This window comes from Kitasatospora sp. NPDC001159 (assembly GCF_053598235.1).
In genome coordinates, this window is the sequence record NZ_JBSFJV010000100.1 from 1 (window position 1) to 26,162 (window position 26,162).

25 protein-coding genes, 1 tRNA gene and 4 pseudogenes are annotated in these 26,162 nt (G+C 71.5%); 16 read left to right on the forward strand and 14 right to left on the reverse strand.

Annotation, left to right across the window (positions count from 1 at the left end; all coding sequences use genetic code 11):
- Nucleotides 1-200: 200 nt before the first annotated feature.
- The 6 genes from ACWC9T_RS33665 to ACWC9T_RS33690 all read right to left on the reverse strand — a co-directional run bounded on the left by ACWC9T_RS33665 (nucleotide 201) and on the right by ACWC9T_RS33690 (nucleotide 7,057).
- Complete coding sequence (locus ACWC9T_RS33665; RefSeq protein WP_449824853.1) at nucleotides 201-1,829, reverse strand: CAP domain-containing protein; 1,629 nt, start codon at nucleotides 1,827-1,829, stop codon at nucleotides 201-203.
- 350 nt (nucleotides 1,830-2,179) lie between these two features.
- Nucleotides 2,180-2,395 carry a hypothetical protein gene (locus ACWC9T_RS33670; RefSeq protein WP_449824854.1) on the reverse strand — a complete coding sequence of 72 codons (216 nt, stop codon included), beginning with the start codon at nucleotides 2,393-2,395 and terminating at the stop codon, nucleotides 2,180-2,182.
- Entirely contained in the window at nucleotides 2,392-3,987 is a 1,596-nt protein-coding gene (locus ACWC9T_RS33675) for an FAD-dependent oxidoreductase (protein ID WP_449824855.1), read from the reverse strand. The genes ACWC9T_RS33670 and ACWC9T_RS33675 overlap by 4 nt, the downstream gene beginning before the upstream one ends.
- The gene (locus ACWC9T_RS33680) at nucleotides 3,984-4,667 is read right to left on the reverse strand and encodes a ferric reductase-like transmembrane domain-containing protein (RefSeq protein WP_449824856.1); all 684 of its coding nucleotides are present in this window, start codon (nucleotides 4,665-4,667) and stop codon (nucleotides 3,984-3,986) included. The genes ACWC9T_RS33675 and ACWC9T_RS33680 overlap by 4 nt, the downstream gene beginning before the upstream one ends.
- A gap of 237 nt (nucleotides 4,668-4,904) precedes the next feature.
- Nucleotides 4,905-6,305 carry an ATP-binding protein gene (locus ACWC9T_RS33685; RefSeq protein WP_449824857.1) on the reverse strand — a complete coding sequence of 467 codons (1,401 nt, stop codon included), beginning with the start codon at nucleotides 6,303-6,305 and terminating at the stop codon, nucleotides 4,905-4,907.
- Nucleotides 6,302-7,057, reverse strand: a complete 756-nt coding sequence (locus ACWC9T_RS33690; RefSeq protein ID WP_449824858.1) for a response regulator transcription factor — start codon at nucleotides 7,055-7,057, stop codon at nucleotides 6,302-6,304. Before ACWC9T_RS33690 ends, ACWC9T_RS33685 begins: the two co-directional genes overlap by 4 nt.
- A gap of 35 nt (nucleotides 7,058-7,092) precedes the next feature.
- On the opposite strand from ACWC9T_RS33690, the gene ACWC9T_RS33695 reads away from it, so the two are divergent.
- Nucleotides 7,093-7,647, forward strand: a complete 555-nt coding sequence (locus ACWC9T_RS33695; protein ID WP_449824859.1) for a hypothetical protein — start codon at nucleotides 7,093-7,095, stop codon at nucleotides 7,645-7,647.
- An 81-nt stretch (nucleotides 7,648-7,728) separates the two neighbouring features.
- Here ACWC9T_RS33695 and ACWC9T_RS33700 read toward each other — a convergent pair whose 3' ends face one another.
- Nucleotides 7,729-8,373 (reverse strand): HAD family acid phosphatase, encoded by a 645-nt coding sequence (locus tag ACWC9T_RS33700; RefSeq protein ID WP_449824860.1) that lies wholly within the window; start codon nucleotides 8,371-8,373, stop codon nucleotides 7,729-7,731.
- A gap of 537 nt (nucleotides 8,374-8,910) precedes the next feature.
- Here ACWC9T_RS33700 and ACWC9T_RS33705 point away from each other — a divergent pair.
- The 3 genes from ACWC9T_RS33705 to ACWC9T_RS33715 all read left to right on the forward strand — a co-directional run bounded on the left by ACWC9T_RS33705 (nucleotide 8,911) and on the right by ACWC9T_RS33715 (nucleotide 13,199).
- Nucleotides 8,911-11,049, forward strand: a complete 2,139-nt coding sequence (locus ACWC9T_RS33705) for a hypothetical protein (protein WP_449824861.1) — start codon at nucleotides 8,911-8,913, stop codon at nucleotides 11,047-11,049.
- Nucleotides 11,050-11,140: 91 nt separating this feature from the next.
- Nucleotides 11,141-12,046, forward strand: a complete 906-nt coding sequence (locus ACWC9T_RS33710; RefSeq protein ID WP_449824862.1) for an ABC transporter substrate-binding protein — start codon at nucleotides 11,141-11,143, stop codon at nucleotides 12,044-12,046.
- A gap of 325 nt (nucleotides 12,047-12,371) precedes the next feature.
- On the forward strand, nucleotides 12,372-13,199 hold the full coding sequence (locus ACWC9T_RS33715; protein WP_449824863.1) for a CAP domain-containing protein: 828 nt from the start codon (nucleotides 12,372-12,374) through the stop codon (nucleotides 13,197-13,199).
- Between the two features lie 246 nt (nucleotides 13,200-13,445).
- On the opposite strand, the gene ACWC9T_RS33720 is transcribed toward ACWC9T_RS33715, so the two are convergent.
- Entirely contained in the window at nucleotides 13,446-13,676 is a 231-nt protein-coding gene (locus tag ACWC9T_RS33720; RefSeq protein ID WP_449824864.1) for a hypothetical protein, read from the reverse strand.
- Between the two features lie 1,053 nt (nucleotides 13,677-14,729).
- On the opposite strand from ACWC9T_RS33720, the gene ACWC9T_RS33725 reads away from it, so the two are divergent.
- The 6 genes and pseudogenes from ACWC9T_RS33725 to ACWC9T_RS33750 form a co-directional block, all read left to right on the forward strand.
- Nucleotides 14,730-15,290 (forward strand): CAP domain-containing protein, encoded by a 561-nt coding sequence (locus ACWC9T_RS33725; RefSeq protein ID WP_449824865.1) that lies wholly within the window; start codon nucleotides 14,730-14,732, stop codon nucleotides 15,288-15,290.
- Between the two features lie 109 nt (nucleotides 15,291-15,399).
- Nucleotides 15,400-16,923 (forward strand): sigma-70 family RNA polymerase sigma factor, encoded by a 1,524-nt coding sequence (locus tag ACWC9T_RS33730; RefSeq protein ID WP_449824866.1) that lies wholly within the window; start codon nucleotides 15,400-15,402, stop codon nucleotides 16,921-16,923.
- A gap of 47 nt (nucleotides 16,924-16,970) precedes the next feature.
- Nucleotides 16,971-17,576, forward strand: a pseudogene (locus ACWC9T_RS33735) (condensation domain-containing protein); the annotation flags it as partial.
- A 73-nt stretch (nucleotides 17,577-17,649) separates the two neighbouring features.
- A pseudogene (locus ACWC9T_RS33740) lies at nucleotides 17,650-18,012 on the forward strand (AMP-binding protein); the annotation flags it as partial.
- A 136-nt stretch (nucleotides 18,013-18,148) separates the two neighbouring features.
- Nucleotides 18,149-18,457, forward strand: coding sequence for an AMP-binding enzyme (locus tag ACWC9T_RS33745; RefSeq protein WP_449824867.1), 309 nt, complete (start codon nucleotides 18,149-18,151; stop codon nucleotides 18,455-18,457).
- Nucleotides 18,458-18,633: 176 nt separating this feature from the next.
- Nucleotides 18,634-19,107, forward strand: a pseudogene (locus ACWC9T_RS33750) (alpha/beta fold hydrolase); the annotation flags it as partial.
- Between the two features lie 271 nt (nucleotides 19,108-19,378).
- Here the strand turns inward: ACWC9T_RS33750 and ACWC9T_RS33755 are convergent.
- The 3 genes from ACWC9T_RS33755 to ACWC9T_RS33765 form a co-directional block, all read right to left on the reverse strand.
- The gene (locus ACWC9T_RS33755) at nucleotides 19,379-19,945 is read right to left on the reverse strand and encodes a TetR/AcrR family transcriptional regulator (protein WP_449824868.1); all 567 of its coding nucleotides are present in this window, start codon (nucleotides 19,943-19,945) and stop codon (nucleotides 19,379-19,381) included.
- A gap of 86 nt (nucleotides 19,946-20,031) precedes the next feature.
- Nucleotides 20,032-21,420: an amidase gene (locus ACWC9T_RS33760; protein ID WP_449824869.1), complete on the reverse strand. Its 1,389-nt coding sequence runs from the start codon at nucleotides 21,418-21,420 to the stop codon at nucleotides 20,032-20,034.
- Nucleotides 21,407-21,616 (reverse strand): hypothetical protein, encoded by a 210-nt coding sequence (locus ACWC9T_RS33765; protein ID WP_449824870.1) that lies wholly within the window; start codon nucleotides 21,614-21,616, stop codon nucleotides 21,407-21,409. The genes ACWC9T_RS33760 and ACWC9T_RS33765 overlap by 14 nt, the downstream gene beginning before the upstream one ends.
- A gap of 390 nt (nucleotides 21,617-22,006) precedes the next feature.
- Between ACWC9T_RS33765 and ACWC9T_RS33770 the strand changes: the two are divergent.
- From ACWC9T_RS33770 to ACWC9T_RS33795, 6 genes and pseudogenes are all read left to right on the forward strand, one after another.
- Nucleotides 22,007-22,180, forward strand: a pseudogene (locus ACWC9T_RS33770) (MBL fold metallo-hydrolase); the annotation flags it as partial.
- 293 nt (nucleotides 22,181-22,473) lie between these two features.
- On the forward strand, nucleotides 22,474-22,620 hold the full coding sequence (locus tag ACWC9T_RS33775; RefSeq protein ID WP_449824871.1) for a hypothetical protein: 147 nt from the start codon (nucleotides 22,474-22,476) through the stop codon (nucleotides 22,618-22,620).
- A 142-nt stretch (nucleotides 22,621-22,762) separates the two neighbouring features.
- Nucleotides 22,763-23,149, forward strand: a complete 387-nt coding sequence (locus ACWC9T_RS33780) for an ADP-ribosylation/crystallin J1 (protein ID WP_449824872.1) — start codon at nucleotides 22,763-22,765, stop codon at nucleotides 23,147-23,149.
- Entirely contained in the window at nucleotides 23,146-23,625 is a 480-nt protein-coding gene (locus ACWC9T_RS33785) for a hypothetical protein (RefSeq protein WP_449824873.1), read from the forward strand. The genes ACWC9T_RS33780 and ACWC9T_RS33785 overlap by 4 nt, the downstream gene beginning before the upstream one ends.
- 54 nt (nucleotides 23,626-23,679) lie before the next feature.
- Entirely contained in the window at nucleotides 23,680-24,330 is a 651-nt protein-coding gene (locus ACWC9T_RS33790; protein ID WP_449824877.1) for a DUF1963 domain-containing protein, read from the forward strand.
- Nucleotides 24,324-24,527 carry a hypothetical protein gene (locus ACWC9T_RS33795; protein ID WP_449824874.1) on the forward strand — a complete coding sequence of 68 codons (204 nt, stop codon included), beginning with the start codon at nucleotides 24,324-24,326 and terminating at the stop codon, nucleotides 24,525-24,527. The genes ACWC9T_RS33790 and ACWC9T_RS33795 overlap by 7 nt, the downstream gene beginning before the upstream one ends.
- A gap of 514 nt (nucleotides 24,528-25,041) precedes the next feature.
- Here ACWC9T_RS33795 and ACWC9T_RS33800 read toward each other — a convergent pair.
- The 3 genes from ACWC9T_RS33800 to ACWC9T_RS33810 all read right to left on the reverse strand — a co-directional run.
- Entirely contained in the window at nucleotides 25,042-25,401 is a 360-nt protein-coding gene (locus tag ACWC9T_RS33800) for a hypothetical protein (protein ID WP_449824875.1), read from the reverse strand.
- A 69-nt stretch (nucleotides 25,402-25,470) separates the two neighbouring features.
- Nucleotides 25,471-25,543, reverse strand: a tRNA-Gln gene (locus ACWC9T_RS33805).
- A gap of 88 nt (nucleotides 25,544-25,631) precedes the next feature.
- The coding region (locus ACWC9T_RS33810; protein WP_449824876.1) for a hypothetical protein at nucleotides 25,632-26,162 on the reverse strand (531 nt) is incomplete at its 5' end.

Consider the following 26,162-nt stretch of genomic DNA (forward strand, 5'->3'; position numbering starts at 1 on the left):
CAGTTGCACTCGCGTCATGCAAGACGATCTACCGGATTAGACCCTGTCACGAGGGCGAATCCCGCAGATTGATCACAAGCCGATACGCGCCCTAGCCGACGGCCACTAGAGCGGTCGCGCCCGGGACTTGCACGGCCTCATCGCGCGCAGGTAAGCGCGCCGACGGCGTCGAGGCGGACATCATGTCGTGCGTTGGGGGCTCATCGCGCGGTGCCGAGGTCGAGCGTCCACCATGGGCCGCCGTCGCCCGGGTGGACGCCGACCCCGATGTCGGTGAAGCCGCAGTCGAGGAGGCGGCTTCGGGCGCTCGGATCGGCTGTCAAGTCCGACATCACCGTGGCGGCGTCCTGCTGGCCGCGGGCGTTGGCCTCGATCGCCGCCGTCCACGGGTAGCCGGCGTCGTTCATCCGCCGGTCCGGCCCCGCACCGTCGGAGTCGTCGCGGCCGAGGTGGCGCCGGGCCGCCATGTCGTCGACGTGCCGTTGGGCGGCGGACTGGAGGCGAGCGTCGGTGCGGAGGGGAACACACCCAAGGTCCCTGCGCTGTGCGTTCACCATCGTGACCACCAGGTGGGCCGGCCCCCGGGCCGGGTCGGGACCGATCGTCGACGGCATGGGTGCGGCGGGCGGGCGCGACACCGGGGCTGCGCTGGGGCGCGGGGAGGGACGGACCGACGACGTGGCGGACGGCGTGGGCGACGAGGTGACCGACGGCATGGCCGACGGGCCCCCGGACGGGCTCTGCGTCCCCACGGGAACGGCGGCGGAGGCCGCCGAGGCGGGCCCGGCGACGGGAACGGCGGTGGGCTCCGCGGGCGGCGCGGGACGCGTCGCCGACGTCTCCATCGCGTCGACCGGGCCCACCAGCACGGCTGACGGTGCCTGCACCGGGCCGCCGCAGAGGGCGGCGAGCGCACACACTCCGGTCACTGCTCCTGCCGCCGACAGCGAGACCCACACGCGGGTCGGCAGCGCGGTGACCGTCCGCCGCCTGCCCGAACGGCGGTTGCGGCGGTGTCCTGTGCCCGCCGGCGCGCCCACCGACGCCCCGGCCGTGAGAAGACCGGGCAGGGGCACCAGCGGCAGTCCCCCGAGGACGTCCTCGGCCGGCGTCAGGGCACCGGAGCACCGGAAGCAGGCCACGCACCCAGAGGCGTGGCCGGCGATCCGCTCGCGCCAGCCGGGGTCCGGCACGCCGCTCCAGGCCTCGACCAGAGCCCTCAGCTCTCCGCAGCCGGGCACGGCCGCCAGCGCCCGCTGCGCAACGCGGGCGGCGGCGAGCCCGGCCGTCAACCGGTCCAGCAGTACCGCCGTCTGCTGGCGCGAGAGGTCCAGCGCCTCGGCCAGCTCGGGCCGGTCCAGGGCGCCGCAGGCCTCCAGCCACCACAGGGCCAGCACGTCCCACCCGGTGTCACCCAGCCACCGGGTGGCCTCCGCGATCTCCCGCCGTTCGCCGGCCAACTCCAGGCGTACGACCGTCAGATCGACGAAGTCGACGGTGGGCCGGGCCGGTTCCTCCGGCCCACCACTGCCCGGGGCCGCTGACATCGCCCGGACGGCCCGGCGGTGCCGGCGGACCTCGTCCACCGCAGTCGCCATCAGCCGCACGCGGAACCGGGCCGGGGCGTCGGGACCACCGTGCGCCCTCCTCGCCCGGACCACCGCCGCCCGGGCCACGGCCGCACGCACCGCCTCATCCGTGTCCGGACACCCGTCGAGGGCCCGCCCGACGATGTTGTAGGCCAGGGGCAGCGCCTCGGTGAGGAGCCGAGCGGTCGTCTCGTCGTCCTCGGACCGCGCCCGCGTCGCGGGCCCGCTCGCAGTCAGCATCTGTCGTCCGTTCTCTTCATCGGTCTCTCCTTTGCCGCGCCCGGCCGGTCGGCGTCGCCGGTCAACCGGGCGCGGCAGGACGGGGGGACATCCCACCGGGTCGGACGGGGCCGTCAGGGCGGCTGCCGGGAGAGGTCATCCATCCGTGCCCGTTCCCGCTGTGCTCGCCGCCGGGGCGGGGTCGCTGGCCGCGTGCCCGCTCGTCGCCGCTGCCCCCGGCAGCGCTGCGGCCTGGCCGGCTGCGCCGGCCTGCGGGCAGCCGAGGCTGGTGAGCGAGGCCGCCAGCCTCGTCATCAGGAAGCGCCGGGAGTTGGCCGGCATGGGCCCGCATCCGCGGGTCCCCCGACCGCTTATCGGGAGGTGGCAGCGGGCACGGGTACCCGGCTCGGCGGCATGGGCGGCGCGGCAATCAGGACGTACACGTACAGACCCATGGCCGCGACCGTCGCAATGAGAATGAACGGTCGGCGGATGCCGAGCTGGGCCGGCAGGCCCAGCAGCAACCGCAGCGGTCCGCCCGGCGGCAGGTCGGCCCGGCGTCGACGCCGAGGTGCCCGATGGTTCATCGCGAACCCCTTCCGCCCACCGCCCTCGGCGCTGGCGGGGTGGACCGCGGACGGATCGAGCCGATGCGGTCGCGGTGGTCCAGCAGTTCCCTCGGCATGTCGAACGCCACCGCGGCCACCGTCTGTTCGCCCGACGGGGTGTCGCGGTGGTAGGTGGCGATGAAGCGCTCGGAGCGCAGCGAGCCCGCCACGACCTCGATCCGCTCGCCCAGCGCCGGGAGCCCGACGGCCTGTAGGCGCGTGCCGTGCTGCTCCGACCAGAACCTGGGGACGGGGGTGAACGGCGCCGCACGGTCGGGACCCAGCAGCAGCGAGTCCGCGGCGTGCTGGCCCATCTCGACGGCGTGGATGAGGTGTTCTACCCGGCGGGGCACGGCGTCGAACCTCGGGTTGGGCCAGCGGGCGACGTCGCCCGCCGCCACGATGTTCGGGACGGGCCGTCCCGCCAGGTCCACGGCGTGGCAGCCGGCGCTGCACAGGACTCCGTCAGCGACGTCCAGTCCGCTGCCGGTCAGCCAGTCCGTCCGGGGCACGCCGCCCAGGCCGAGGACGGCGAAGTCGGCCTCGACCGTCCCACCGTCGTCCAGCCGCAGTCGCAGGCCGTCACCGGTGTCGGTCCACTCGGTGATCCGGGTGCTCAGCCGGACATCGACGCCGGCCCGCGCCTGGATACGCCCGACCACCCGGCCGAGCCGGGTGCCCAGCACCCTCCGCAGCAGCGGCGCGCTGTGCACCACGAGCGTGACCTCCATACCCATCTCCCGGAACGTGCACGCAAGTTCGCAGCCCACGAAGCCACCGCCGAGAATCAGCACGCGACGGGCGCGGGCCGCGTGCACGGCCTGTCGGATGGCATCGGCGTCCTCCGACGTCCGCACGGTGCGGATGCGTTCACTAGCGACCGGGGTCTCCGGCAGTCGCTTCGCGTCCACGCCGGTGGCGATGACCAGTCCGTCGTAGCGCAGTCGTTCACCACCGCGGAGGAGCACGTACCGGTTCACCGGGTCGAGCCCGGTCAGGTGGGTGCCGAGCAGCTGGTGGGCGTCCAGCGGCTCGTCAGCCCGGAAGGCAAGGTCCGCACGGGGCAGCTTCCCGGAGAGGAACTGCTTCGACAGCGGAGGCCTGCTGTACGGCCGGTGCAACTCCTCGCCCACGACGACGAGTTCACCGTCGAAGCCGCGTTCACGTAGGCGGGCCGCTGCGCTGAGCCCGGCCAGGCCGCCTCCGGCGACCACGATCCGCCGACCGCCGGACGAGGCGCCAGGGCGGAGCCGACCGGTACGGCGCCCCGCACCGGGACGGGCGCCGCCCCGGACGGTGACCGCCTGCATCGGGCAGCAGCGAGCTGCCTGACGGGCCTGGGCGGCGAGCCGGGCCGGAAGGTTCGCCGTGTAGTGCAGTGAGCCGCTCTCCGAGATCCGGAAGACCTCGGGGGCCTCCTGCTGGCAGATGCCGTAGACGTGGCAGCGGCTGTTGTCCACGCTGACCTTCACCGGCCCGCTCTCGGCCAGAAGTTCGGGCCGGACCGGCAGGACGGGCCCGAGGCGGACCGGCGTCAGCGGAGGCAGGACCGGCCCCGGCGTCCCGATCACCGTGCGCTGCCCGGGTCATTACCGAAGGCGCCCCGTCGAAGCCTGGACTCCGAGGGCAGCACCCGGGTCATGAAGACGAAGAGGCAAGTGCCCGCACCGGCGGCGACCGTCACCGCCACCCGGTCGAAGTGGCGCGGCTCCGGATGCACGGTGAAGATGTGCAACCAGACGAGTGCGAAAGCGGCGTAACCGAGCTGGTGGAACCTCAGCCAGCGCCGGTACCCGAGGCGACGCTGCAGCCACACCGAGCATCCGACCGCGATGCCGAGCTCGGTGCCCAGGATGCCGAAGCCCACCGGGATCCTCTGCAGGCCGCCGGCGAACGGTACGACGAGCTCGTGCGCGCCGATCTCCCAGACCGGCTGGTAGCGGAAGGTCACCCCGTGGACCCCGCCGAAGATCAGGGCGGAGAGGGCGATGGTCATGTGCGCGCCGTACACCGTGGGCCGGTTGACGATCCGCTGGAACCAGCGCATGCGCAGCATCGCGCCGAGGACGACCGCGGCCACCATGAGCGCGTAGGAGATCAACGCCATCAGCCGGGCGATCTTGTGAACGCCCGGGTCGTACGTTACGTGCTTCTCGTACGCGTCCAGCGGCGAGCCGGGGATCGGGGCCGCTCCGGCTCCGGGCGCCGCAAGGAGCGCGGACAGCACGTGCGGCGCCGCTTCAGCAAACATGGTCAGGATCGGTCCTTGCCTTCTCGTCCGGGCGGGCGTCCCTGAACGGCATGCCACAACAGGGACGCCCGCGAGCGCTCGACGGCCGGTGACGGAACGGCGGGGAGTGCCGCCCGTCGCCGACGGAGCGAGTCGGCTGCCCCGGGGGAGGGCGGGCCGACGGGACCGATCGTAGGCAACTCAGACACGCACGGATCGCCGCTCGCAGAAGGCCCTAAAGAACCCATAAGGTTCTGCTCACCCGCCCGTCGGCCGCCGCCATCGCCACCGTCTCCGCCCCGGACGGCCGGCGTCGGCGGCCCGGTGGTCCTGAGCCGTGGCACGACCGAGCTCGACCTCCACCCGGGCGCCGCCCGCCGCACCGCGCAGAATTCGCAGCTCACCACCGGTCGACGAGGCCGCGCGCCGGGCTATGTCCAGGCCCAGCCCGGTGGACCCGCCCGTGCTGGCGCCCCGCGACAGGGCCAGGTCCGGATCCGGGATCCCGTCCCCGTCGTCCTCGACCACCAGGCAGGCGCCCCGCGCCGTGGGCAGGACGCTCACGCGCAGGGCCGTCCCCCGGGCGGTATGCCGGAAGACGTTGCCCACCAGGGAATCCACGACCGCGCCGAGCTCATCCGCCGACAGGGCCACGGGCGTCGGAATGTCAGTGGCCGTGAAGACGCACTCCCGGTCCTGCTGCGCCGCCAAAACCGACCAGAAACCCACCCGTTGACGCACCACTGTGGAGACCTCGCAGCCCCCGTCGTCCCGTCGAGCGGGACGTGTCTCCGACGCCCCGTCCTGCTGCCCGGACAGGTGCCGGACCGGCCGCGTCCGGGCAGTGCGGATGATCGAGTCCACTTCGGACTCCAACTGGCGGATCGCGGTGGACATCCGCTCCGCACCAGGCACATCGCCGACCTGTTCGTCGGCCAGGTGCAGTGCGGTCAGCGGTGTCCTCAGCCGGTGCGACAGATCGGCGATCAGCTCCCGTTCATTGTCCAGCAGTTGGACGATCCGCTCGGCCATCGCGTTGAACGCCGAGCCCGCCTCGTGGAGTTCCCTGGGACCGGCGGGCTCCACCCGGACGTCCAGATCGCCCGCCCCGAGCGCGTTCGCGGCCTGGGACAGACCGCGCGAGGACCGCACGACCCTGGAGCCGAGCCGGTCGGCGACCAGCACCGAACCGGCCACCAGCAGCGCGGCCAGCACGGACATCACCGTCCAGCCGGTGGCCACCCCCCGGACCAGCTCCTCCTCCGGCACGAACGCCTCGACCACGGCGACCCGGTCGCCGCCCAGCAGCACGGGCTGCAGATAGTCCCAGCCACCGGGCACGTCCCGGCCCGCCGACTCGCGGTCGGCCGCCGCCGCGCTCAGCTGCCGCTCGGAGGCGTGGCCGGCACCGATCACGGTGCCATCCGGCAGATGGACACACAGCCGGTCCGACGCGTCGAGGCCCGCCACCACCTGGCGCACCGCCGCCGGATCGGTGGAGACCGCCAGAACGGGCGCCAGTACCGCGGCGCGCTGCTGCGCCGACTGCGTCGCCTGACTGTGCACCTGGGTGCTCAACAAGAGACCGAGCGGGATCAGGAAGGACAGCGCCACCATGGAGGTCACAGCCAGCGCGACCATGGCCAGGGTGGCTCTCACAGCGGAGAGACCAGCTTCACACCGACGCCGTGAACGGTGTGCAGGTAGCGCGGCCTCGCGGCGCGCTCGCCGAGCTTGCGCCGCAGGCAGGAGAGATGCACGTCGACGGTCTGCTCGTCCACGTAGGGCTGGCGCCACACCTCGGCGAGGATCCGCTTGCGGGACACCACCCGCCCGGCGTTCTCCGCCAGGAAGACGAGCAGGTCGAACTCACGGCGCGTCAGCCGGATCTCCTGACCTGCCAGGTGCGCGGTGCGCGCGAGCGGGTCGACGCGCAGCTCGCCGACGACGATCGGGGGCCGCTCCCCCTCGGCCGCGTCCAACGCCCCGCCGACGGCAGCGGAATGCGGCCCGTGCGCCCTGACCGCCGCTTCCGCCCCGACCGCCACGGGTGCGCAGCGGCGCAGCACGGCGGACAGGCGGGCGGCCAACTGGGCGCCGGAGAACGGCTTGACCAGGTAGTCGTCGGCACCGGCTTCGAGGATCCTGATGATCTCCCGCTCGTCGTCGCGTGCGGTGGCCACCAGCACCGGGACACGGGACAGGCCGCGGATCATGCGCAGGACGTTCTCGCCGTCCAGGTCCGGAAGCCCGAGGTCCAGCACGACCGCGTCCGGCGGGCACTGGGTGATCTCCTGCAGGGCGCTGAATCCGGCGGCGACGCCGCGCACCGTGTGGCCGCTCGCGGTCAGTGCGTTGACCAGCGATGTTCGAATGATCGGGTCGTCTTCGACGACGAGGACGGACGTCATGCGGCACACCGTAACCGATGGGCCAGGATGTCCCCATGAAGCCCGCATTGCGCTATCCGCTCATCTGGCTGGGGTGCACGGCCATCGGCGTCACCGCGGTCGCCCTGACGGTACGTGTGGTGATCCGTCCCGCCACGGCCGGTGTTCCGGCGGCGCGTTCGATCCCCACCACCGTCGTCACGGTGACCCCCGCGCCGGTGGCGACGGCACCAGCGGCCCCCGCGAGCCCGACGCCGACTGCCGGTGCCGCCCTCTCCGCCGCTCCGTCCGTGCAGGCGACGTCCACGCCCTCGCCGGCGCTTGCCACCCCGAGGATCTCGATGGGCAGCGTGGAACCGACCGCCAGCCGTTCCCGGCACCCGTCGGCCGACCGTGGTCCGTCCGGCTGCTCCCAGGAAGCCGTGATGAGGACGTACCAGGCCGCCGGCGGTACGGCGACCGTCGCGGTGGACCCCGGCGTCGTCTGCCTGGTGTCCGCGGTGCCGGCCTCCGGCTACACGATGAAGGTGAAGCGGCCCGGCCCCGCCGCGCTCGTGGTGGACTTCTCCGACGGCACGCAGACCTCCGAGATCAGCGTCACCAGCAGCTGAGCCCGCCACTGGCGCACACTGCGGCCCGATGCCTCCGCGCGGTCGGCGGCACCGGGCCGCGCGGCGGCACGTTCCGGCTGGTTACGGCAGGTAGTACATCGGGTTCGGCAGCTTGAAGCTCCGGTCCGCGTGGCCGCCGGACAGGTCGCTCTGCTGGTCCCCGAAGTTGCCCACGATGTCGTAGCCGAGGCTCTCGATGTGGGCCCGGGTACCGGACTTGTACTCCACGACGGAGCAGTTCGCGCCGCAGCTCAGGTAGGACGGAGGTGTGCTCTTGTCCTTCATGAACAGGTTCGACTGGTCCGCGGCGGGGAAGCCGACGGCAGCGAGGTTGGCCGCGGTGGCAGCGCGCTGGGACTCGGGGCGGCCGGTGACGTAGAAGACCGTGTAGCCCTGCTGCTGCGCCCGGGTTGCCAGGTCGTTCATGCCGAAGACGGCCGGCATGGTCTTGGTGGCGATGTACTGGGCGTTGCTGACGGGGTTGTAGACGAAGGTCGTCTCCAGCTCGTAGTTGTACGTGGACAGCGAGGTGTCGTCCACGTCGAGGACTATGGCCTTGCGGTCGCCGTGGTCGTGCTTCGCGCGCTGGGCCAGGTACTGCTCGGCCTGGTTCTCGATGCCACGCACCTGGACGGCGTAGTTGCTGTCGGGGGACGGCCAGTGCTCGCCCTTGGCGTCGACGGTGTCACCGTAGTACGCCTTGATCTTGGCCACTTCGTCGGTCATGTTGGTGATCTGACGATCAGTCCGGGGGGCTTTGGCGTCCGCCGACGCAAGTCCTCCGCCGGCCACCACCGCGCCGGCGGCAACGCCGACGGCAAGGGTGACCAGTATGCGGGCAGGTGACGTCAAGGTACTTCTGCGCATGAGGGTTGGCTCCTTCTGCCACGTGCCACGACGGACGTGACTCGCCCGTCGAGCTGTGCCGCGGCTCCGTGCTGCCCCGCACCGTAGGGTCGGTGAACCTGGCAGGTCAAGGCACGTCTACGCGCATGGTCTACGCGCGGTGCCGAACGAACGGCGTCTCAGCAGGTGGAATATCGAGCCGATTGCCTTCTACAGACTGTTGCGACGAGTTCAGGCTGTGGCAACCTTTCGTCCACTTCGCCGGATCATCACCCGGTCGACGCGCACCGTCCCCGCGCGCTGTCCCTTCCTGCGCGCCGACGTGCCCGCACATCGTCGTGCTCGCACATCACCATGCCCGTGCGCTGCCGTTCACGCGCGTCCCAACCCTCATTCCCGCCCCCACAAGGAGTCAGCATGGGCACCCGACGCCCCACCGTCGTCGCCCTGGCCGCAGCCGCGGCCCTCGGCGCAGGCCTGCTCGCCGTCCCGCAAGCCTCCGCCGCCGGCGAGCGCCCCGACGCCCGCCATCACGAGAGCGGATGCGTCATGCGAGCCGGGGACCACCGGGTCGACCACGTCATCTACCTGACGTTCGACAACGTGCACTTCACCCGCGACAACCCGAACGTGCCCTCCGACCTGGAGCAGATGCCACACCTGCTCGACTTCCTGGAGCACAACGGGACGGTCGACACCTCCCACCACACCCCGCTGATCGCGCACACCGGCAACGACATCCTCACCCAGCTCACCGGGCTCTACGGCAGCGATCACGGACAGCCGGTTTCCAACTCCTACCGGTACTACAAGCCGGACGGGACGAGCGCCTCCGCCCGGACCTTCGCCTACTGGACCGACGGCATCGCCGACCCGGCCACCCCCGCCCCCAGCGACACCGCGCCGACCATGGTCACTCCGGACGGCCGGAACACCCCGGCCCCGTGGACCGCCTACACCCGGGCGGGCTGCGACTTCGGCGCGGTCTCGACGGCCAACACCGTGCTGGAGAACACCACCTCCGACGTCGCCAAGGTCTTCGGCCCCGAGTCCCCCGAGGTCGCCGAAGCCAAAGCCGATCCCGTCCGGGCCCAGGCCGACATCGTCGGCATCGGCGTCCACTGCGCGCAGGGCTCCGCACGCTGTGCCACGCCCGCCGCCCGGCCGGACCTGCTGCCCGACGAACCCGGGGGCTACCACGGATACCAGGCCCTCTACGGCGCCCACAGCGTCGACGCCGTGATCTCCCCCGCCCACCCGGTCCGCGCGATCGGCGGAGCCCCCGTCACGGACAAGGCCGGCAACCCCGGCTTCCCCGGCTTCGACTCGATGTCCGCCGACAACACCCTCGGCTACCTCGCCACCATGCAGGAAGCCGGCGTGCCCGTCACCTACGGCTACATCTCGGACGCCCACGACCGCTACCCCGGCGGCAGCGCCTACGGCCCCGGCGAGGCCGGATACGTCGCCCAACTCAAGGCGTACGACCAGGCCTTCGACGGCTTCTTCCAGCGCCTGGCCAAGGACGGCATCACCCCCGCCAACAGCCTCTTCGTCGTCACCTCCGACGAGAACGACCACTTCGTGGGCGGCAAGCCCAGCCCGGCCGGCTGCGACGGCGTCACCACCCCCTGCAGCTACCAGCAGATCGGCGAGATCAACGCCAACGTCCGCGGCCTGCTCGCCACCCAGCAACACCTCACCACCCCCTTCCAGCTGAAGTCCGAGTCCGCCCCGAGCTTCTACCTCGACGGCAACCCCGCCCCCGACGCCGCCACCACCCGCGACTTCGAACGCGCCGTCTCCAAGCTGACCGCGGTCAATCCGATCACCGGAACGACTGACGCGATCAGCCACCAACTCGCCGACCGCACCGAGATGAACATCCTCCACATGGTCACCGGCGACCCCCTGCGCACCGCCACCTTCACCGACTTCCTCGACCCGAACTACCTCGCCGTCGCCGGCGCCGCGAACTGCGCGACCCCCTGCGTGGGCCTGAACGCGGAGGAGGCGTGGAACCACGGCGACTTCGCGCCCGACATCAACACCACCTGGCTCGGCCTGGCCGGCCCCGGCGTCAAGCACCTCGGCGCGACCGGCGCGGTCTGGTCCGACCACACCGACATCCGCCCCACCATGCTCGCCCTGCTCGGCCTGCACGACGTCTACGCCCACGACGGCCGCGTCCTGACCGAGTTCCTCACCCCCTGCGCACTCCCGAGAAGCCTGCGCGCCGCCGACCAGACCGACTACCGTCGACTGGCCGGCGACTACAAGCAACTCAACGCCGGTGTCGGCGAGTTCGCATCCGCCACGCTCGCCGCCGCCACCACGGCCGCCTCCTCCGACACCCCCGGCGACACCCGTTACAAGGACACCGAAGCCAAGCTCGCCGGTCTCGGCGCACAGCGGGACCGCCTCGCCCGCCAGATCGGCGACCTCCTCGACACCACCGCCCCCGGCTCCGGCCGGCTCACTCCGGCAACGGCCAGGAACCTCGCCCGCCAGGCCGAGGACCTGATCCACCAGGCCGACCGGCTCGCCCGCGGCTGACCCCACCGTTCGGCGGTGGGCGGGACCTCCCCGCCCACCGCCGCAGCGTGCCCACCCACCACCCCACGTCACCCGCACCCAGGACTCACCCATGCCCCGAACACCGCGCCGGGCAGCACTGGCCGCCGCGGGCCTCTGCGGCCTGCTGGCAGCCAGCTGCGCCTCCGCCCCGACCCCGACCAACTCGCCCTCCGCCCTACGGGCCCGGCTGCCGCAGTCGATCCGCGCCGCCGGTGAACTGCGCATCGGCTCCTACCTCAACTACGTCCCGGTCGAGTTCAAGGACGCCGGCGGCGCACCCATCGGCCTCGACCCGGATCTCGCCGAAGCCCTCGGCTCCTACCTCGGCCTGCGCGTGAAGATCCTCAACATGCCCTTCAACGACCTCATCCCGGCCGTCCAGTCCGGGAAGCTCGACCTGGCGATGTCGGCTGTCATCGACTCCCGCGACCGCGAGCAGGGCAAGGACGCCACCGGCCACGTCACCAACCCCGGCGTGGACTTCGTCGACTACTTCCTCACCGGCACCTCGATCCTGGTCAAAGCGGGCAACCCGCTGGGCCTCACCGCCCTGGACAGCCTGTGCGGCCGCACCATCGCCGTGCAGACCAACTCCGTCCAGATCAAAGTCGCCAAGGCGCAGTCCGCCGCCTGCAGCCGGACCGGCAGACCGCTCCGGATCGACTCCGTGGACACCGACGACCAGGCCGTGGCCGAGGTCTCCTCGGGAACCGCCGTCGCCGACCTCAACGACTACCCCGCCGCCTCCTACAACACCACCGCGCCGAACCACAGAGGCATGTTCCAACTGGTCGGCAAATACCAGGAGTCGAGCCTCTACGGAATCGTGGTCGGCCGGGACCGGCAGGACCTTGCCGACGTGCTGTCCCGCGCAGTCGACCAGCTGATCGGCAACGGTACCTACCAGAAGATCCTCGACAAGTGGAACGTGGGCAACGGTGCCGTCGTCAGCGCCACCGTGAACGCCGGGCTCTGACCCCGGCCCCACACCGACGGCCGCGGACGGCGTGCCCGGGGCAGTGCGGCCCGGGCACGCCGCCATGCACCGATCCGGCCTGCCGACCTGTGGCCCGCTCCCGGCGGAACTCAACACAGCTTCGGGAAAACGTTATCTCCAGGCTCCGTTCGATTCTCCTTCACTGCCGGTCCCCAACCGGCATTCCCTGGACCAGACGGAGCAACAACACATGCAGTCCCACGAAGACCAGCCGACCCAGCACATACCCCCGGTGAGCGGAGACGGCCGATCCCCCGACGGTCGCCGCAGGAAGGATCGTGGTCGCCGCACCAACAGCCGGACCGTGAGACGAGTCACCATCGGCCTGTCCGTCATCGGCGCCGCCGGACTCTCCTTCGCCGGCGTCGCCCTGGTCACCGCGACGGACCCGACGTCGAACACGGCCGGCAGCCACGACGCCCCGATCAGCACGACGGTCGCACCGACCGAAACCGGCCTCGCCACCCCGGTCACCATACTTCCGACCGCCACGCCGGCCTCCCCCGCCGCTCCCGCGGCCCCGTCCCAGTCGGCTACCCCGTCGCCCACCAGCACCCCCTCCTCCCTCAAGCCCACCCCCAAGCCGGTGCCGACGCCCGCACGAGCCGCTCACCCCTCGGCAGCCAACACCGCCGCACCGGCCTCGAAGCCCGCAGCCACCGCGCAGGTCCCCGCCGATCCCGGCTCCGGACCGGTCGGACCGGACCCAGTGCTCCCGGGCCCACGGTCGTCCTCCCAGTCCGTCAGTGACGCCGAGGCCGCGTCCCTCCAACTGCTCAACGGCGAGCGCGCCACGGTCGGGCTCCCTCCCCTGACCCTCAAGACCGACCTGAGCGACTACGCCCGCAACTGGGCCCACCACATGCGCGACAACGGATTCGGCCACTCCAGCAGCGCAAACTCCCAGTACCTGGTGACCGGCTCCCGGACCTGGATCGGCGAGAACATCGTGTGGTGGAGCGACGCCTCGATGACCGCCCAGGAGGCGGCGGAGAAGTTCCAGTCGATGTGGCGCCACAGCCCGGGCCACTACAAGGCGCAGACCAACCCCTCGTTCACCGAGGTCGGCGTCGGCATCTACCACGACGAAACCGGCTGGTGGGGAGTCCACAACTTCTCCGACGGCCGGTAGGCCGAGACCGAAACCGTGGCTCGGGGCCTCTGCCCAGGCGCGTCACTACGCGACGGCCCTCCGGGGACGGTAGCCACAGGGCGGGTAGAGGTTGTCGCAGCCGCAACAGCAGCCGGAGCCACGCCGGAGATCGGCACTCCCCTGACGAGGGCGTTGAGGGTGTCCTCGACCCCGAGCAGGTCGTCCGGCTGCCCTGCTCGATGTGGTCGAGCACCACAAGGTCCGGGTGGTCGTAGAGGGCTGTCTTTAGGCGAGCGGCGGCCACTTCCCGGCGCAGGCGTCGGTGCAGGATCTCACGGACGGCTTGGCGGTGTCCTTGTACAGGGTCCGGGCGGCGGAGTCGGTGACACTCGGTCCGAGCGTCACCGACTTCACGGTGGCGATCCGGACGCCGGAGGAGTCACCGGTCGCCAGGGCCTTGCCGCCGGACCCGTCGGCCGTGTCGGGCCCGCAGGCGGTGGCGGCGAGCGCGAGCACGGCGAGGCCGGAGACGGCGAGCAGGAGGCGCGCAGCGAAGGCGGAACAGCAATGTCCCAGGACTTCTCCGACTGAGTCCAGGCCGGCCGCACACCGTCGGGGCGGCCGCATCACGCGGCCCGCCCCGGCGGCCAGGTACCTTCCACGTGCGAGCTGTGGGCGCGGGCGGTGGCCGGCACCGACAGCGTGCTGCCGGGCGTTGACTCGCAACCAGCAGGTCGTGATGACCGTGGGCAGCAGCGAGCGCTGGTCCGCCGACACTGCGTCTTGTCGCGCTGCGCAACGCTGCTGCCACCGGCACCGGCCGTGTCGCCGCAGCCACGGGCCGCGAAGTCCGTCTGCTGGGCCGGGAACCCGGTTCAGCCGGACCAGCAGCTCACCCGTGGCCGAGTCACCGTCCCGCCGGGAGATCCCCCACCCACCGCCGCGACGTCTGCCCGACCGCTGCCACGAGGTGTGGCCGGGGCAGACCGTGCGCCTTATGCCGCGGTCCGTTCCTTGTCGCCCTGGCGGGTGCGTCGCCGCGGATCTGCCGGCGGAACGGGGCCCCGGTGGACGGACCATCAGGCCGGACTGGGGTGCGAGAACTGCTTTTCGGATTTTGTTATCGGGGCCCGGTTCGTCGGTCTCCTGGGGGTCGGCGTGAACGACGCGTCGACGAGGAGCGAAGGCGGATCCATGAGTAGTGAGTTCGAGACCGTGGTGATCGATGCGGTGGCGTCCGAGCCGGACGCTGCGGGAGGTGGCCGGTCGGGGGTGTCGCGGCACGAGCGTGGGCGTGGTCGGCGGCGGACTGCGGGACGGCCGCGTGGGAAGGCGGCGGTTGCCGGAGTGGTGGGGTTGGTCGCGGTCACGGGTGGAGTGCTCGCTGCCGCGGTGTCCTCGGGGAGCGGGTCCGCTTCGCCGTCCGCCGCGGCCGGGGTGTTGTCGCCAGGGCCCGGTGTCACGTTCGCCTCTTCGGCCCAGCCGACCAGTACGCCGAGTTGGGCGGTCACTGAGACCGCGACGGCGAGTGCTGCGGCGACCCCGACGGCGAATGCGCCGACGACCAGCGTGCCCACCAGTACACCGAGCGGTACTCCTACCGTTCGGAAGACCCAGGCGAGGCCGACGAGCGGTGCTCCGGCGATCCCGGCGCGCAGTGCCCCGGCGACCCCCGCGGGCCCCAAGCCCACTGGGGCCGCCACGCACAGCGCGCCGGCCGCGGGGACACCGGCGACCGGTACCGCTGCCCAGTTCGCCCAGCAGATCGTCGACGCGGTCAACGCCGAACGCGCCAAGGCCGGCTGCAAGCCACTCACCGTGAACGCGAAGCTGCAGGCCGTGGCGCAGGAACACTCCGACGACATGGCCGCCCGCAACTACTACGAGCACGACACCCCGGAAGGCGTCGACCCCGGAACCCGCATAACCAACGCCGGCTACGGCTGGCAGAACTGGGGCGAGAACATCTACAAGAGCCCGAAAGACCCCGCCACGGCCATGGACGGCTGGATGAACAGCCCCGCGCACCGCGACAACATCCTGGACTGCGTCTTCACGGAGACCGGCGTCGGCGTGAACCTCAGCGCCAACGGGCCCTGGTGGACCGAGGACTTCGCCCGTCCCCAGTGAACGGACGGTGAGCCCCACCACCGGCTCGATTTCTGTCATTTCCACCCTCCCACCGGGGTCTCACACGGTGCGGGAGGAACGATCACCCAAGTGAGGACGACGGACGCTGATGAACAGTGAAAGCGGCAGCGAGACGGTCGCCGCTGCACAGGCAGGGGACGCGGCGGCCCGGGAACGGTTGATAGCCGACCACCTTCCGCTGATCTACAACATCGTCGGCCGCGCGCTGGACGGCCATGCCGACGTGGACGACGTGGTGCAGGAGACCATGCTCCGCGTCGTCCACTCCCTGGACACGCTGCGCGAGCCGTCCTCCTTCCGGTCCTGGCTGGTGGCGGTGGCGATGAACGAGGTCCGTCGGCGCTGGACGGCCCGAAAGGCGGCACCCGTGCCGGGTCTGCAGGAGCTGACGCAGGTCGGCGATCCAGCCGCCGACTTCGTGGACCTGACCATCCTGCGGCTCGGCCTGACGGGCCAGCGCAGGGAGGTCGCCGAAGCCACCCGCTGGCTGGACGAGCGCGACCGCGACCTGCTTTCCCTCTGGTGGCTGGAGACCGGCGGTGAGCTCACCCGGGCCGAACTGGCGACAGCCCTCAGCCTCACACCGCAGCACACCGCCGTACGGGTCCAGCGAATGAAGGAACAACTGGAGATCGGCCGCCTGGTGGTGCGAGCACTCGCCGCCGACCCGCCGTGCGCCGAACTTTCGGCGCTCACCACGACCTGGGACGGAAAGCCGGCCGTACTGTGGCGCAAACGCATCGCCAGGCACGCCCGGAACTGTCCGCACTGCGCGGGGCACCAGCACAGTCTGGTACCGGTCGAGGGACTGCTCGCCGGTCTCCCACTGCTGCTCCCGCCACCGCACCTGGCCGCCTCACCGCACCTGGCCGCGTTCGCCACCACGGCCGCACAGCAGGCACTCTCCCGCACAGCACGGGCGACGACACGGTCGGCCGCCCCGACACGCAGGTCCCGCCCGCGCGATGGGCGAGCGGTCAGAACGGCCAAGGCAGCCGGGGCAGTCGCGGTCGCCCTGACCGTCCTCGCCGGAGTGCAGATCCTCCGCCCCGGCCCGGACCACACCGCGCCCGCCCCGTCGGTCGCGGTCACGCTCGCATCCCCGGCGCCAGCCCCCGCCACGCCGTCTCCCGCACCAACCGTCACCGAACCCCAGTCCCCGCCCGCCACCACCACACCTCCTCACCAGGCCGCTCCCACCCCGACCCCCTCCTCGCCCACACCCCAGAAAACACTCGAACAGCAACTCGTCGACCTGATCAACATCCGACGGGCGGAGAACGGCTGCAGGCCGCTGCGCGTCAACCGACGCCTGCACGCGGCCGCGCAGGGGCATTCCGACGACATGGCCGTCGCCGGCTACTTCGACCACGTCGACCCGCGCGGCAACCACGCCGACGGCCGCATGACCGCCGCCGGCTACCAGTGGAGTGCGTGGGCCGAGAACCTCGACCGGAACACGAACTCGCCGAACACAGTGCTGAAGGACTGGTCGGACGGCGCGATCCACCAGCAGAACATGCTCGACTGCCAGTACACCGACGCCGGCGTCGGCACCGCCCCCACCCCGAACGGCCTGCTCTGGACCCTCGACCTGGGCAGCCCAGGCTGACAGCCCTGCCAGCCCGCCACTCGCATATCGGCGGCACTTCACTGCACGTGCTGTTCAGCGCGGAGCTGTGCGGACCGCTGGACGAGGCCGCGCTGGACGCCGCCCTGGGCCGGCTCGCCGAGCGGCACGACACGCTGCGCACCGTGTTCACCGCGGGGGCGGGCAGCTACGCCCGCCGGATCCTGCCGGCGTGGCGGCCGATGCTGCTGCGCCAGGCCCTGCCCGGGCCGGGCGGTGCCGATCCGGTGGAGGGCGTCCACACCCGGCTGGGCGCGGCGAGCCGCACCCTGCTCGACCCGTTCCGGCGTCCGCCCTACCTGTTCGTGCTCACCAGGATCGCCGAGGACCGGCACCTGCTGACCCTGCTGGCGCACGCCGTCCTGCTGGACGGCTGGGGCATCGGCATGGTGTGGCGGGACCTGTTCGACCAATACCGGCGGCTGCGCCCCGGCTGGGCCGGTGGGCCCGAACTGCCCGCCGTGCCGAGCGACGTGCTGATCGATCGGGCCGAGCTGGCCGCACGGTCGGGCCGGCTGGAGGCGCTGCGGGACCAGCGGATCGCCCAGCTGGCGGACCTGCCGACGGTCCTGGAACTGCCCTCCGACCTGACCCGGCCCGAGCAGTTCGACTTCCACGGGGAACGCATCCGGTTCGACCTGACCCCGGCCGAGCGGATCGCCGTGGAGGAACTCGCCCGGCACTGCGGCGTCACTCGAGGCGGCCGGCGCGTACTCCGCCGAACTCGCCGCAGCCGGGGTGGGCGAGGGCGACCACGTGGTGATCGCGCTGCCCCGCTCGGCGGCCGAGGTGGTGGCCGCGTTGGCCGTGCTGCGGCTCGGCGCCGCCTACGTCGGCCTCAACCCGGGCTATCCGCGGCCCACCGTCGAAAGCATGCTGGCGGTCTGCGCCCCCAGGGCCGTGATCGGTGCGGACGAGCGGGCGCGGGAGCTGGCCGGGGCGTCGCCCGCCGGGTGCGTCCTGGTCGCCCCGCCCGAGCCCGGCGGGGCGGGCAGGACGACCGGCGTTCCGCCGGCCGCCCCCGCAGCTGTACGCCTCCGGGGCGGGCCTCGCGGCGGACTACCACGGTGAACCGGACCAGAGCACCCGGGCGTTCGGCGGTCGCGCGCCGCACGACGGCGGCCGGCTCTACGCCACCGGCGACCTGGCCCGCTGGGACGGGCAGGGCCGGCTGCGGTTCGTCGGCCGGCGCGACCACCAGGTCAAGGTGCGCGGTTTCCGCATCGAACTGGACACGGTCCGTGCCCGGCTGGCCGCCCACCCCGCGGTGCACGACTCGATGGTGGTGACGGTCGGCGACTCGGCCGAGACCAGGCGCCTGCTGGCCGCCGTCGTGATCGATCCGCTCCAGGACGCGGTGGCGCAGCTGCGCCGGTTCGCGGCCGACGAGCTGCCCGACTACGCGGTGCCCACGCTCTGGGCGGTGGTGGAGGAGTTCCCGGTCACCTCGCACGGCAAGGTGGACACGGCGGCGCTGGAACGACTCGCCACCGCGCCGCTGCCGGTCGGCGACTGAACGGCGGCCCCGTCCGCGACGGCGCCCACGCGTGACCGAACGTCGGCTTGACACCATGGTGAATTGTCGAAGAAACACAGCGAAACCCGAGAAGAGGGGGACCCGCGTTGGAAGCCTACGTCACGGTCAACGGACTGCGGACCTACTACCAGGAGTTCGGCGAGGGCGAGCCGGTGGTGCTGCTGCACGGCGGCGGGGTGACGGTGGAGAGCTGGGCGCAGCAGGTGCCGGCGCTGGCCGAGCACTACCGGGTGGTGCTGCCGGAGCGGCGCGGACACGGCCGCACGCCGGACGTCGAAGGGCCGGTGAGCTTCGCGGTGATGGGCGAGGACACCGCGGCCTTCCTGGACGAACTGGGCATCTCCGCGGCCCGGGTGGCCGGCTGGAGCAACGGCGGGGCGGTCGCGATGCACCTCGCGCTGCACCGGCCCGACCTGGTGTCCAAGCTGGTGTTCATCGGCGCGCACGCCGAGAACGCCGAGACCACCGAGCAGGGGCGGGCCCTGATCAACGGGGACGCGCAGAGCCGGGCGGCCCTGCAGGCGATGTTCGAGCCGATCTACGCGGCGTTCTCGCCGGACCCCGGCCACTTCCCGGTGATGCTGGAGAAGTGGCTGAAGATGTGGCAGGACGGCCCGGGCCTGGCGGTCGAGGACCTCGCCGCGATCACCGCGCCGACCGATGAGCGAACCGTGCAGACCGGTGACCCCGGTGATCGAGGCCCCGTCGAGCACGATGGAGTCTCGGATGCCCGCCCCGGTGAGGGTGCAGTCGCGGCCCACCGCCGTGTAGGGGCCGATGGTGCTGTCGGTGATCAGGCTGCTCCAGCCGTCCTACCCCTGACGGCGGTGTTGTGGCCACGGCTGCCAGGGTGCAACAGTCCGACTCGGGAGCGGAGGAGCTGGCCGCAGGAGCGTTCGATCAGCGATCGTTCAACCCGACAAGCCCGACTACCAGCTGACGCACGTACGCGGTGTCGAGCCCCTCTGGACGAAAGAGGATGCGGTACATCACGGGGGCGACGACGCGGTCGAGGACTGTCTCGACATCGGGTGCGTTCTCCTCTCGGCCGGCCGCGCGGTCGAGGATGACGTCGACCTGCTCGGCCGCGTAGGCCGAGCACTGGCCGGCGTTGGTGCCATCCGGGTCGCCGAGCAGGGCGTCGCGGATGTAGGCGCGGCCTGTGGGGGCGGACATCTCCTCCAGGAACTGCTCCGCCCAGGCCTCAAGGTCGGATCTGAGACTTCCCTTGTCCTCCGGCGCCGTCTCGGGCCGCAGACGCTCGACCGCCACGTCCGACAGCAGCTCCTGCAGGTCGCCCCAGCGGCGGTAGATCGTGGACGGGGTGACTCCGGCTCGGGTGGCCACCAGGGGTACCGTGAGGGCTTCGCGGCCCACCTCCGCCTCGAGTTCGCGCACGGCGGCGTGCACCGACGCCTGCACCCTGGCGCTGCGCCCACCGGGGCGGACCATGGTCTTTCGGCTCATGGAACCACCTTAAAGCAAATATGCTGCTTCAAGCGCTCGTCCTGGCCCCGGCCGGTGCGGCTGGGGCCACTCCGTCGGCCCGTTCGTCACACCGCTGCCAGCCGGCGCGCGGGCCGGGTCTGCTCGTAGGCGTGACCGACCCGCAGCAGCACCGGCTCCCCGAGGGGTCGGCCGAGCAGTTGCATGCCGATGGGCAGGCCTGTCGTGTCGTGGCCGACCGGGACGGACAGCGAGGGCACCCCGGTGATGTTGGCAGGGGCAGAGAGGCGCACATAGGCGTCGGAGACCCCCTCGACGGTGCCGTCCGGCCAGGTGATCGCCTCGTGGTCCGCCTTCACCGCAGTGGCCGGGACCGTCGGGGCGGCGATCACGTCGACCTCCTCCAGCAGGCGGGCCCAAGCCTGCTGCATGAGGGTGCGCGAACGCTGGGCGCGCAGGTAGTCCCCGGCCGGCATCAGCTCGCCAGCTTCGAGAAGGATCCGCACGTCAGCCTGGTACAGCTCGGGGACAGCGCGCACGGTGCGCTCGTGGTAGGCGGTGGCCTCCGGCACCATCAGGCCCCACTGGGTGGCCTGGATGTAGCGCGTCATCGGGATCTCGACCTCGACGAGCTGCGCTCCGAGGCTCTCGAGCTCGGCTGTGGCGAGCCGGACGGCGGCCTCTACCTCAGGGTCGACGTGGTCGAAGTAGTAGTTGCGCGGCACGCCGATGCGCAGACCCGTCAGTTCCGTGGCGCCGCCCGGCCGGTAGTCCGGGCCGGAGGTGGCCAGGGAGGCGGGGTCGCGGGGATCGTGGCCGGCCAGGGCGGACAGGACCAGGGCGGCGTCCTCCACGGTGCGGGTGATCGGGCCCACGTGGTCCAGCGACCAGGACAGGGACGTCACACCGTGGCGGGGGACGAGGCCATAGGTCGGTTTGAGGCCGACGACTCCGTTGAGCGCGGAGGGCACCTGGATCGATCCGCCGGTATCGGTGCCCACAGCGAAGGTCGCGGCGCCCGCGGCGACGGCGACGGCGGAACCGCCGCTGGAGCCGCCGGCGACCCGGTCCCGATCCCAGGCGTTGTGGGTCTGCGGGGTGGTCAGACCGTAGGCGAACTCATGGGTGTGCGTCTTGCCGAGCAGGATCGCACCGGCCGCGGCCAGGCGTGCGGCGACCGTGCTGTCGGCCTCAGCGCGGTGGCCCGCCCGGACCCGGGAGCTGGCCGTGGTGGCCACGTCGGCGACGTCGATCAGGTCCTTCAGCCCCATGGGGATGCCGTGCAACGGGCCGTGCAGACGGCCGGCTGCGACATCCTGCTCAGCCTCGCGCGCCGCCCGGCGGGCCTCCTCCGCCGCGACGGTGACGTATGCCTGAAGGTGCTGCTCCACCCGCTCGAGGCGGTCGAGGACGGAGTCCACCAGCTCGACGGGGGACAACTTTCGCGCCTGGATCGCGTCAGTGGCTGCGGCGATGGACAGTTCATACGGCTGCATCGTTCTGCTCCTCTCCGGCGCGGTAGGCGGCGGCAGGCGGGGTGTCTCCGAAGTCCAGTTCCCGCAGGATCGCGACGACGGACTGGATGTGATTGGCGGTGGCGGCCACCGCGGCGAGCCGGTCAGCCGGCAGCGGGAGCCCGGCGCGGTCGGCCCAGCGGGCCGCCTCCGATGGCGTGAGTTCGGCAGCGGACATGAACGTTCTCTCCTGATCGGACTGGAGCGACGGAGCAGTCCTGGACAACCCTCCGCACCTAAAGCTAACAGTTTGCTTTAGCTGACGCTAGGACCTACGGTGGATTAAAGCAAACCGATTGCGTTTAGCGGGAGGGGCCCATGTCCAACGCCACGTCAGACGCAGCAGCGCAATGCCTATGCCCCGCCGCCCGCACCCGCGCGGTTTCCTTCGCCCTCGACGTGTCGATCGCTGCCCTGCTTCCTGGCCGCCTCCAGTGCGCCGACGCCGCTGTACCCCCTGCTGGCGGCCCTGCTCACCGTCGGAGGGCTCTCCGACCACCTGGGGCGGCGGCCCGTCCTGATGGGTGCCCTGGTCCTGGAGGCAGCCTCCAGGCTGCTGGCCTCGGCGGACCCGGCGCAGTCCGAGGCCTCGCGCCGCAAGCTGCTCGGCTCCCTCGCCGACACGGACACCCTGATCCTCGGCACGCACTTCGCACCGCCCACCGCAGGCCTCGTGGTTACCCACGAGAACGCCTACCGGCTCGCACCTGTCCCCGCCACCCCGCGGACCGTCCTGCACTGACCACGTGGCCGGTCCGGCCCGTGGTCGGCCGCGCGAAGCGCAGGCCGACCACGGGCACGCAGGTGACCGTTCGTATGGTGGGAAACGTTGGACAGCGGTTCCCGTACGCGTCCGCCGTACACTCCCCCTGATCCTGGACTGCGGGTTCTTGCGCTGCAGGAGTGAAGTCTTGCTGCAGCCCGGCTCAGGTCTCGATCGGGGGGGAGGTACCCGAACTCGCGCTCCGCGCCCGCCGGCCACGTCGGCATGCGGTGCACCCGAGCGGTCAGCACCGCGGGCCGCAGCCGTTATCCGTGCGGCAGCGTGGTCATGAACTGCTGCGTCGCGCTGACCCGCAGGCGCTCGACGTCTTCGCGGACCGTTACGAGCTGCTCCGCCGAGCCCGCCCGAACGAGTTCACGCTCTCCCCGGAGGAGTACGGGCGCGGGTTCTACTCCTGACCACAAGGGCGGCCGGCACGAACCAGCGGAGCCTGGATCCCGGCCGGGTGCACGGCCTATGAGAGGGGAAACCCGCTGGCTGCGCATGACTGTGGCTCCGTACGGTGGGGCGACTGACGAACACGCAACCTGGGTGGCGACGATGAGCACGACTACGACCGGCGGGACCGTCACCTTGTGGCGGCCGACCGGCCCTGAGGAGCTGGCGCTGGTCGAGGCGTCGGGCTGGCGGGCCTGGCCGCCGCGCCTGCCCGAGCAGCCGATCTTCTATCCGGTGTTGAACGAGGATTACGCGATCCGCATCGCCCGCGACTGGAACGTCCCCGCCTCCGGCGTCGGCTACGTCACCCGCTTCGAGGTGAACGCCGCGTTCGCCGCCCGCTACCCGGTCCAGCAGGCCGGTGGACGCACAATCCTGGAACTGTGGGTGCCAGCGGAGGAGTTGGTTGAGTTCAACCGGCACATCGTCGGGCGTATCGAGGTTTGCCACGAGTTCCGACCGCAGCCGGACGTGGAGACGAACGCGTGATGGTCTTCCGCTGCGTGCGGTGCAACCAGCCGCTGACCACGCCGCTGGCGCTGCTCGCGGCGTTCCCTGCCCGCCCCGAGCCGGTGGAGCGGGAAATCGCACCGTCCACGGTGCCCCGCGGCTTCTACACCATCGACCCGGAGCCCTTCGGCGCTCCGTTCGTCCTGAACGACGACCCGCAGGAGCCCGTCGCCGCGATGGCAGGAATGACCGTGCACCGGGACGGCGCCTTCCTCAAGTCGGCCGGTCCGAAGGACACCGTGCTACTCCACCCCGACGACGCCATCGGGCTCCACCACCACACGGAGCGGGAGCGATGGATCGCCTGCTGCGGACCGAGCGGCATGTACGGGCCGAACCAGGTGTGCGCGTGCGGCAATCCGTCGGCACACTCGTGGCGGACTGCCTCATGCAGAACGAACTTCACCTCGACCCGCGCCGGGTCTGGGCGGAGTCGTGACCAATGGCCAGGGTAGGCCGAGAGGTGTCAGCGGCCTGTCGTACAGTCGCCACCTGTGACAACGACCCTGATGACGTACGCGGGCACCACGGAGCCCGACGCACCAATCACCCGTACCGGCGGGGTGCCGCTGGCCCCGGCTGGGACTTCGTGGCCTCAGTGCTCCACGTGCGACGGACCGATGCAGTTCCTGGCACAGGTACTCCTCGACGATCTCGGCCGCCACACCGGCCAGGGCGCCGTCGAGGGGCGGGACGTGCTCGCCCTGTTCATGTGCCAGAACGACCCTGGCATGTGCGAGGAGTGGGATCCGCGGGCGGGCGGCAACCGCGCGCTGCTGTTCCCTGCGGCCACGCTCCGGCCGATCCCGGTACCCGTGCTGGACGAGGACGACGACCAGGAGCCGGTTCTGCTCGGCGCGGTGAGCGCGGTCGCGTACGAGCCGTCCACGACGGCCGACTACGGCCAGGCCTACACGGAGTGGGCGAGGCAGCCGGGCCGGACTCCTCTTGACGTCCTCGGTCAGCTGGGCGGGCAGCCCGCGTGGCTGCAGAACGACGAGACTCCTGCCTGCCCGACCTGCGCACGGGAGATGAGGCTCGTCGTTCAGCTCGAGGAAGGACGGGACCACGCCACCGCGATGAACTTCGGCGGTCGCGGTGAGGCCTACGCCTTCGCGTGCGAGCCCTGCACACAGGCCTTGTTCCTGTGGCAGTGCTGACCGCAGCAATCTTCCGCCGTCCAGCCTGGTACGGCGAGATCGCCGAAGGCTGGTGGGAGGTCGACGAGTCCGACGTCCAATCGGGCGTTCTGCTGCTGTGGGGAAGCGACGAGCACGGCAGCCGGTACTTCTTCCGCGCGGTCGAGGACGATCCCGCCGAGTGGCGGATCATCATCAGTAGCGACGAGGGCGCGTGATTCGAGACCGCCGGAACGTTCACCGAGTTCCTGGTGCGCTGCTTTCACCGGATCGACCGTCCCGACTTCATGGACTCCAGCTGGCCGAGGCCCGGCGCGCGCTACGAAGCCCGCCCGTGACCCCACTCAGCGGCCCGAACCTCTACCACGCGCGCCGGCCTGAGCAATTGCCGCTGTACGCTGCCCTCGTGAGCCTGAAGCACTCCCCCGTCGACTGCGCCTGGTGCGGCGCTGGGTCAGTCGAGCAAGGCAGAGTCTGAGGCCTTGCTGGCGGCCACTGACGTGCGGCCAGCGGACGATCCGGTGGCCGTGATCAGCTGGATCGACTTGTCCGACCCCTGACTGATCAGATGCAAGTGACTTCTCCACAACGCGCTCCGATGGCTGCCTTCCTCAAACGTGATTGGACCGACTACGTCGCCAGCCGCCGCCACGCGCCGCGGAACTGGCTCCAGCTCCAACACTCACCGGCATATCGCATGTCCGGAGCAAGCGCTCTGCGCCGGTACGGCCGTCATCTACCGGGAGCCTGCTTCTTGGCTTCGACAAGACGGCGGAGACGTCGGATCTCGCTGATCAGGCGGGGGATGTCTTGACGGGCGTTGGCGATGAAGTTGGCGTTCTCGTCCCACCGCTCGTCTGCGACGTTGACGTACCGAGGCTGCTGGACGTGTGTGGCGGCCACGACGTGGTGGTGATCGAAGTCCGGCCAGCGTTCCCCGAGACCGGTGTCAGCGACGGTGCTGACGGCCACGAGACTCATGGCGAATTCGTCATCGAGTTGACGCACGTGCCAGGGACCTGGGGTCGCGGCGTCAGCGCGGTCCTCGATATCGGCGAGGTCCTCGTCGGTCAGCGGATCGGGAGTGTTCATCAGGCCGGCAGTTCCTTGTGCTCGATCAGCTCGCCACATTCGTAGCGGCTCCGGCGAGGATCAAGAGGGCGACGAGGGCAGGATTCGAACCTGCGTCCACCCGGGATCAGAGCCGGGCGCTCCTCCGCAGAGCTTCCTCGTCGCCGAGTTGATCATCGCGGGAGCCAACGCGTGGGTCAACTGGTTTGTCGCGGAATGCCAAACAGTGGGCACGGGCGGCCGTACCGGCACTACAGCCACTCCTGCGCGGCCGCGCGCTTTCCTTTGCCCGAGAAGATCCCAGCCGACCGGAGGGCGCTCGCCATGAGGGGATCGGTGACGGCGACTCCATGCACAAGCTCGGGCGTCCGACGGAAGGCGACGGCCTCGGCTGCCGGCCTGGGGGCGGTCCAGGCGCCGGCCACCGGGTCCACGCCATGCCGGGCGCAGACTGCCTCGACCAGCGAACGCGGGCACTCCTTCTCACCCCGCAGCACTTCCCAGGGCAGCGGCAGCTCCGCCCAGACGTAGGTGTCCGGATGCAGCCCGCCACCACTCATGCGGTGCCAGTACGCCACATCGGCCGCCATCAGGCGGGGCACCTTGCCGGGGCAGATCCGGTCCAGGACCTCCACCCGATCCAGCTCGGTCAGCAGCGCCAACCAGTGCGCCCGCGCTGTGTTCCACGCCTGCGCGGCCTGGTTCCACGTCGACGAGTCGTTGCCCCGGCGCACGATCATGGTGTCGCGCTCCAGAGGGCAGCGCTCCCAGGCATCCTCCAG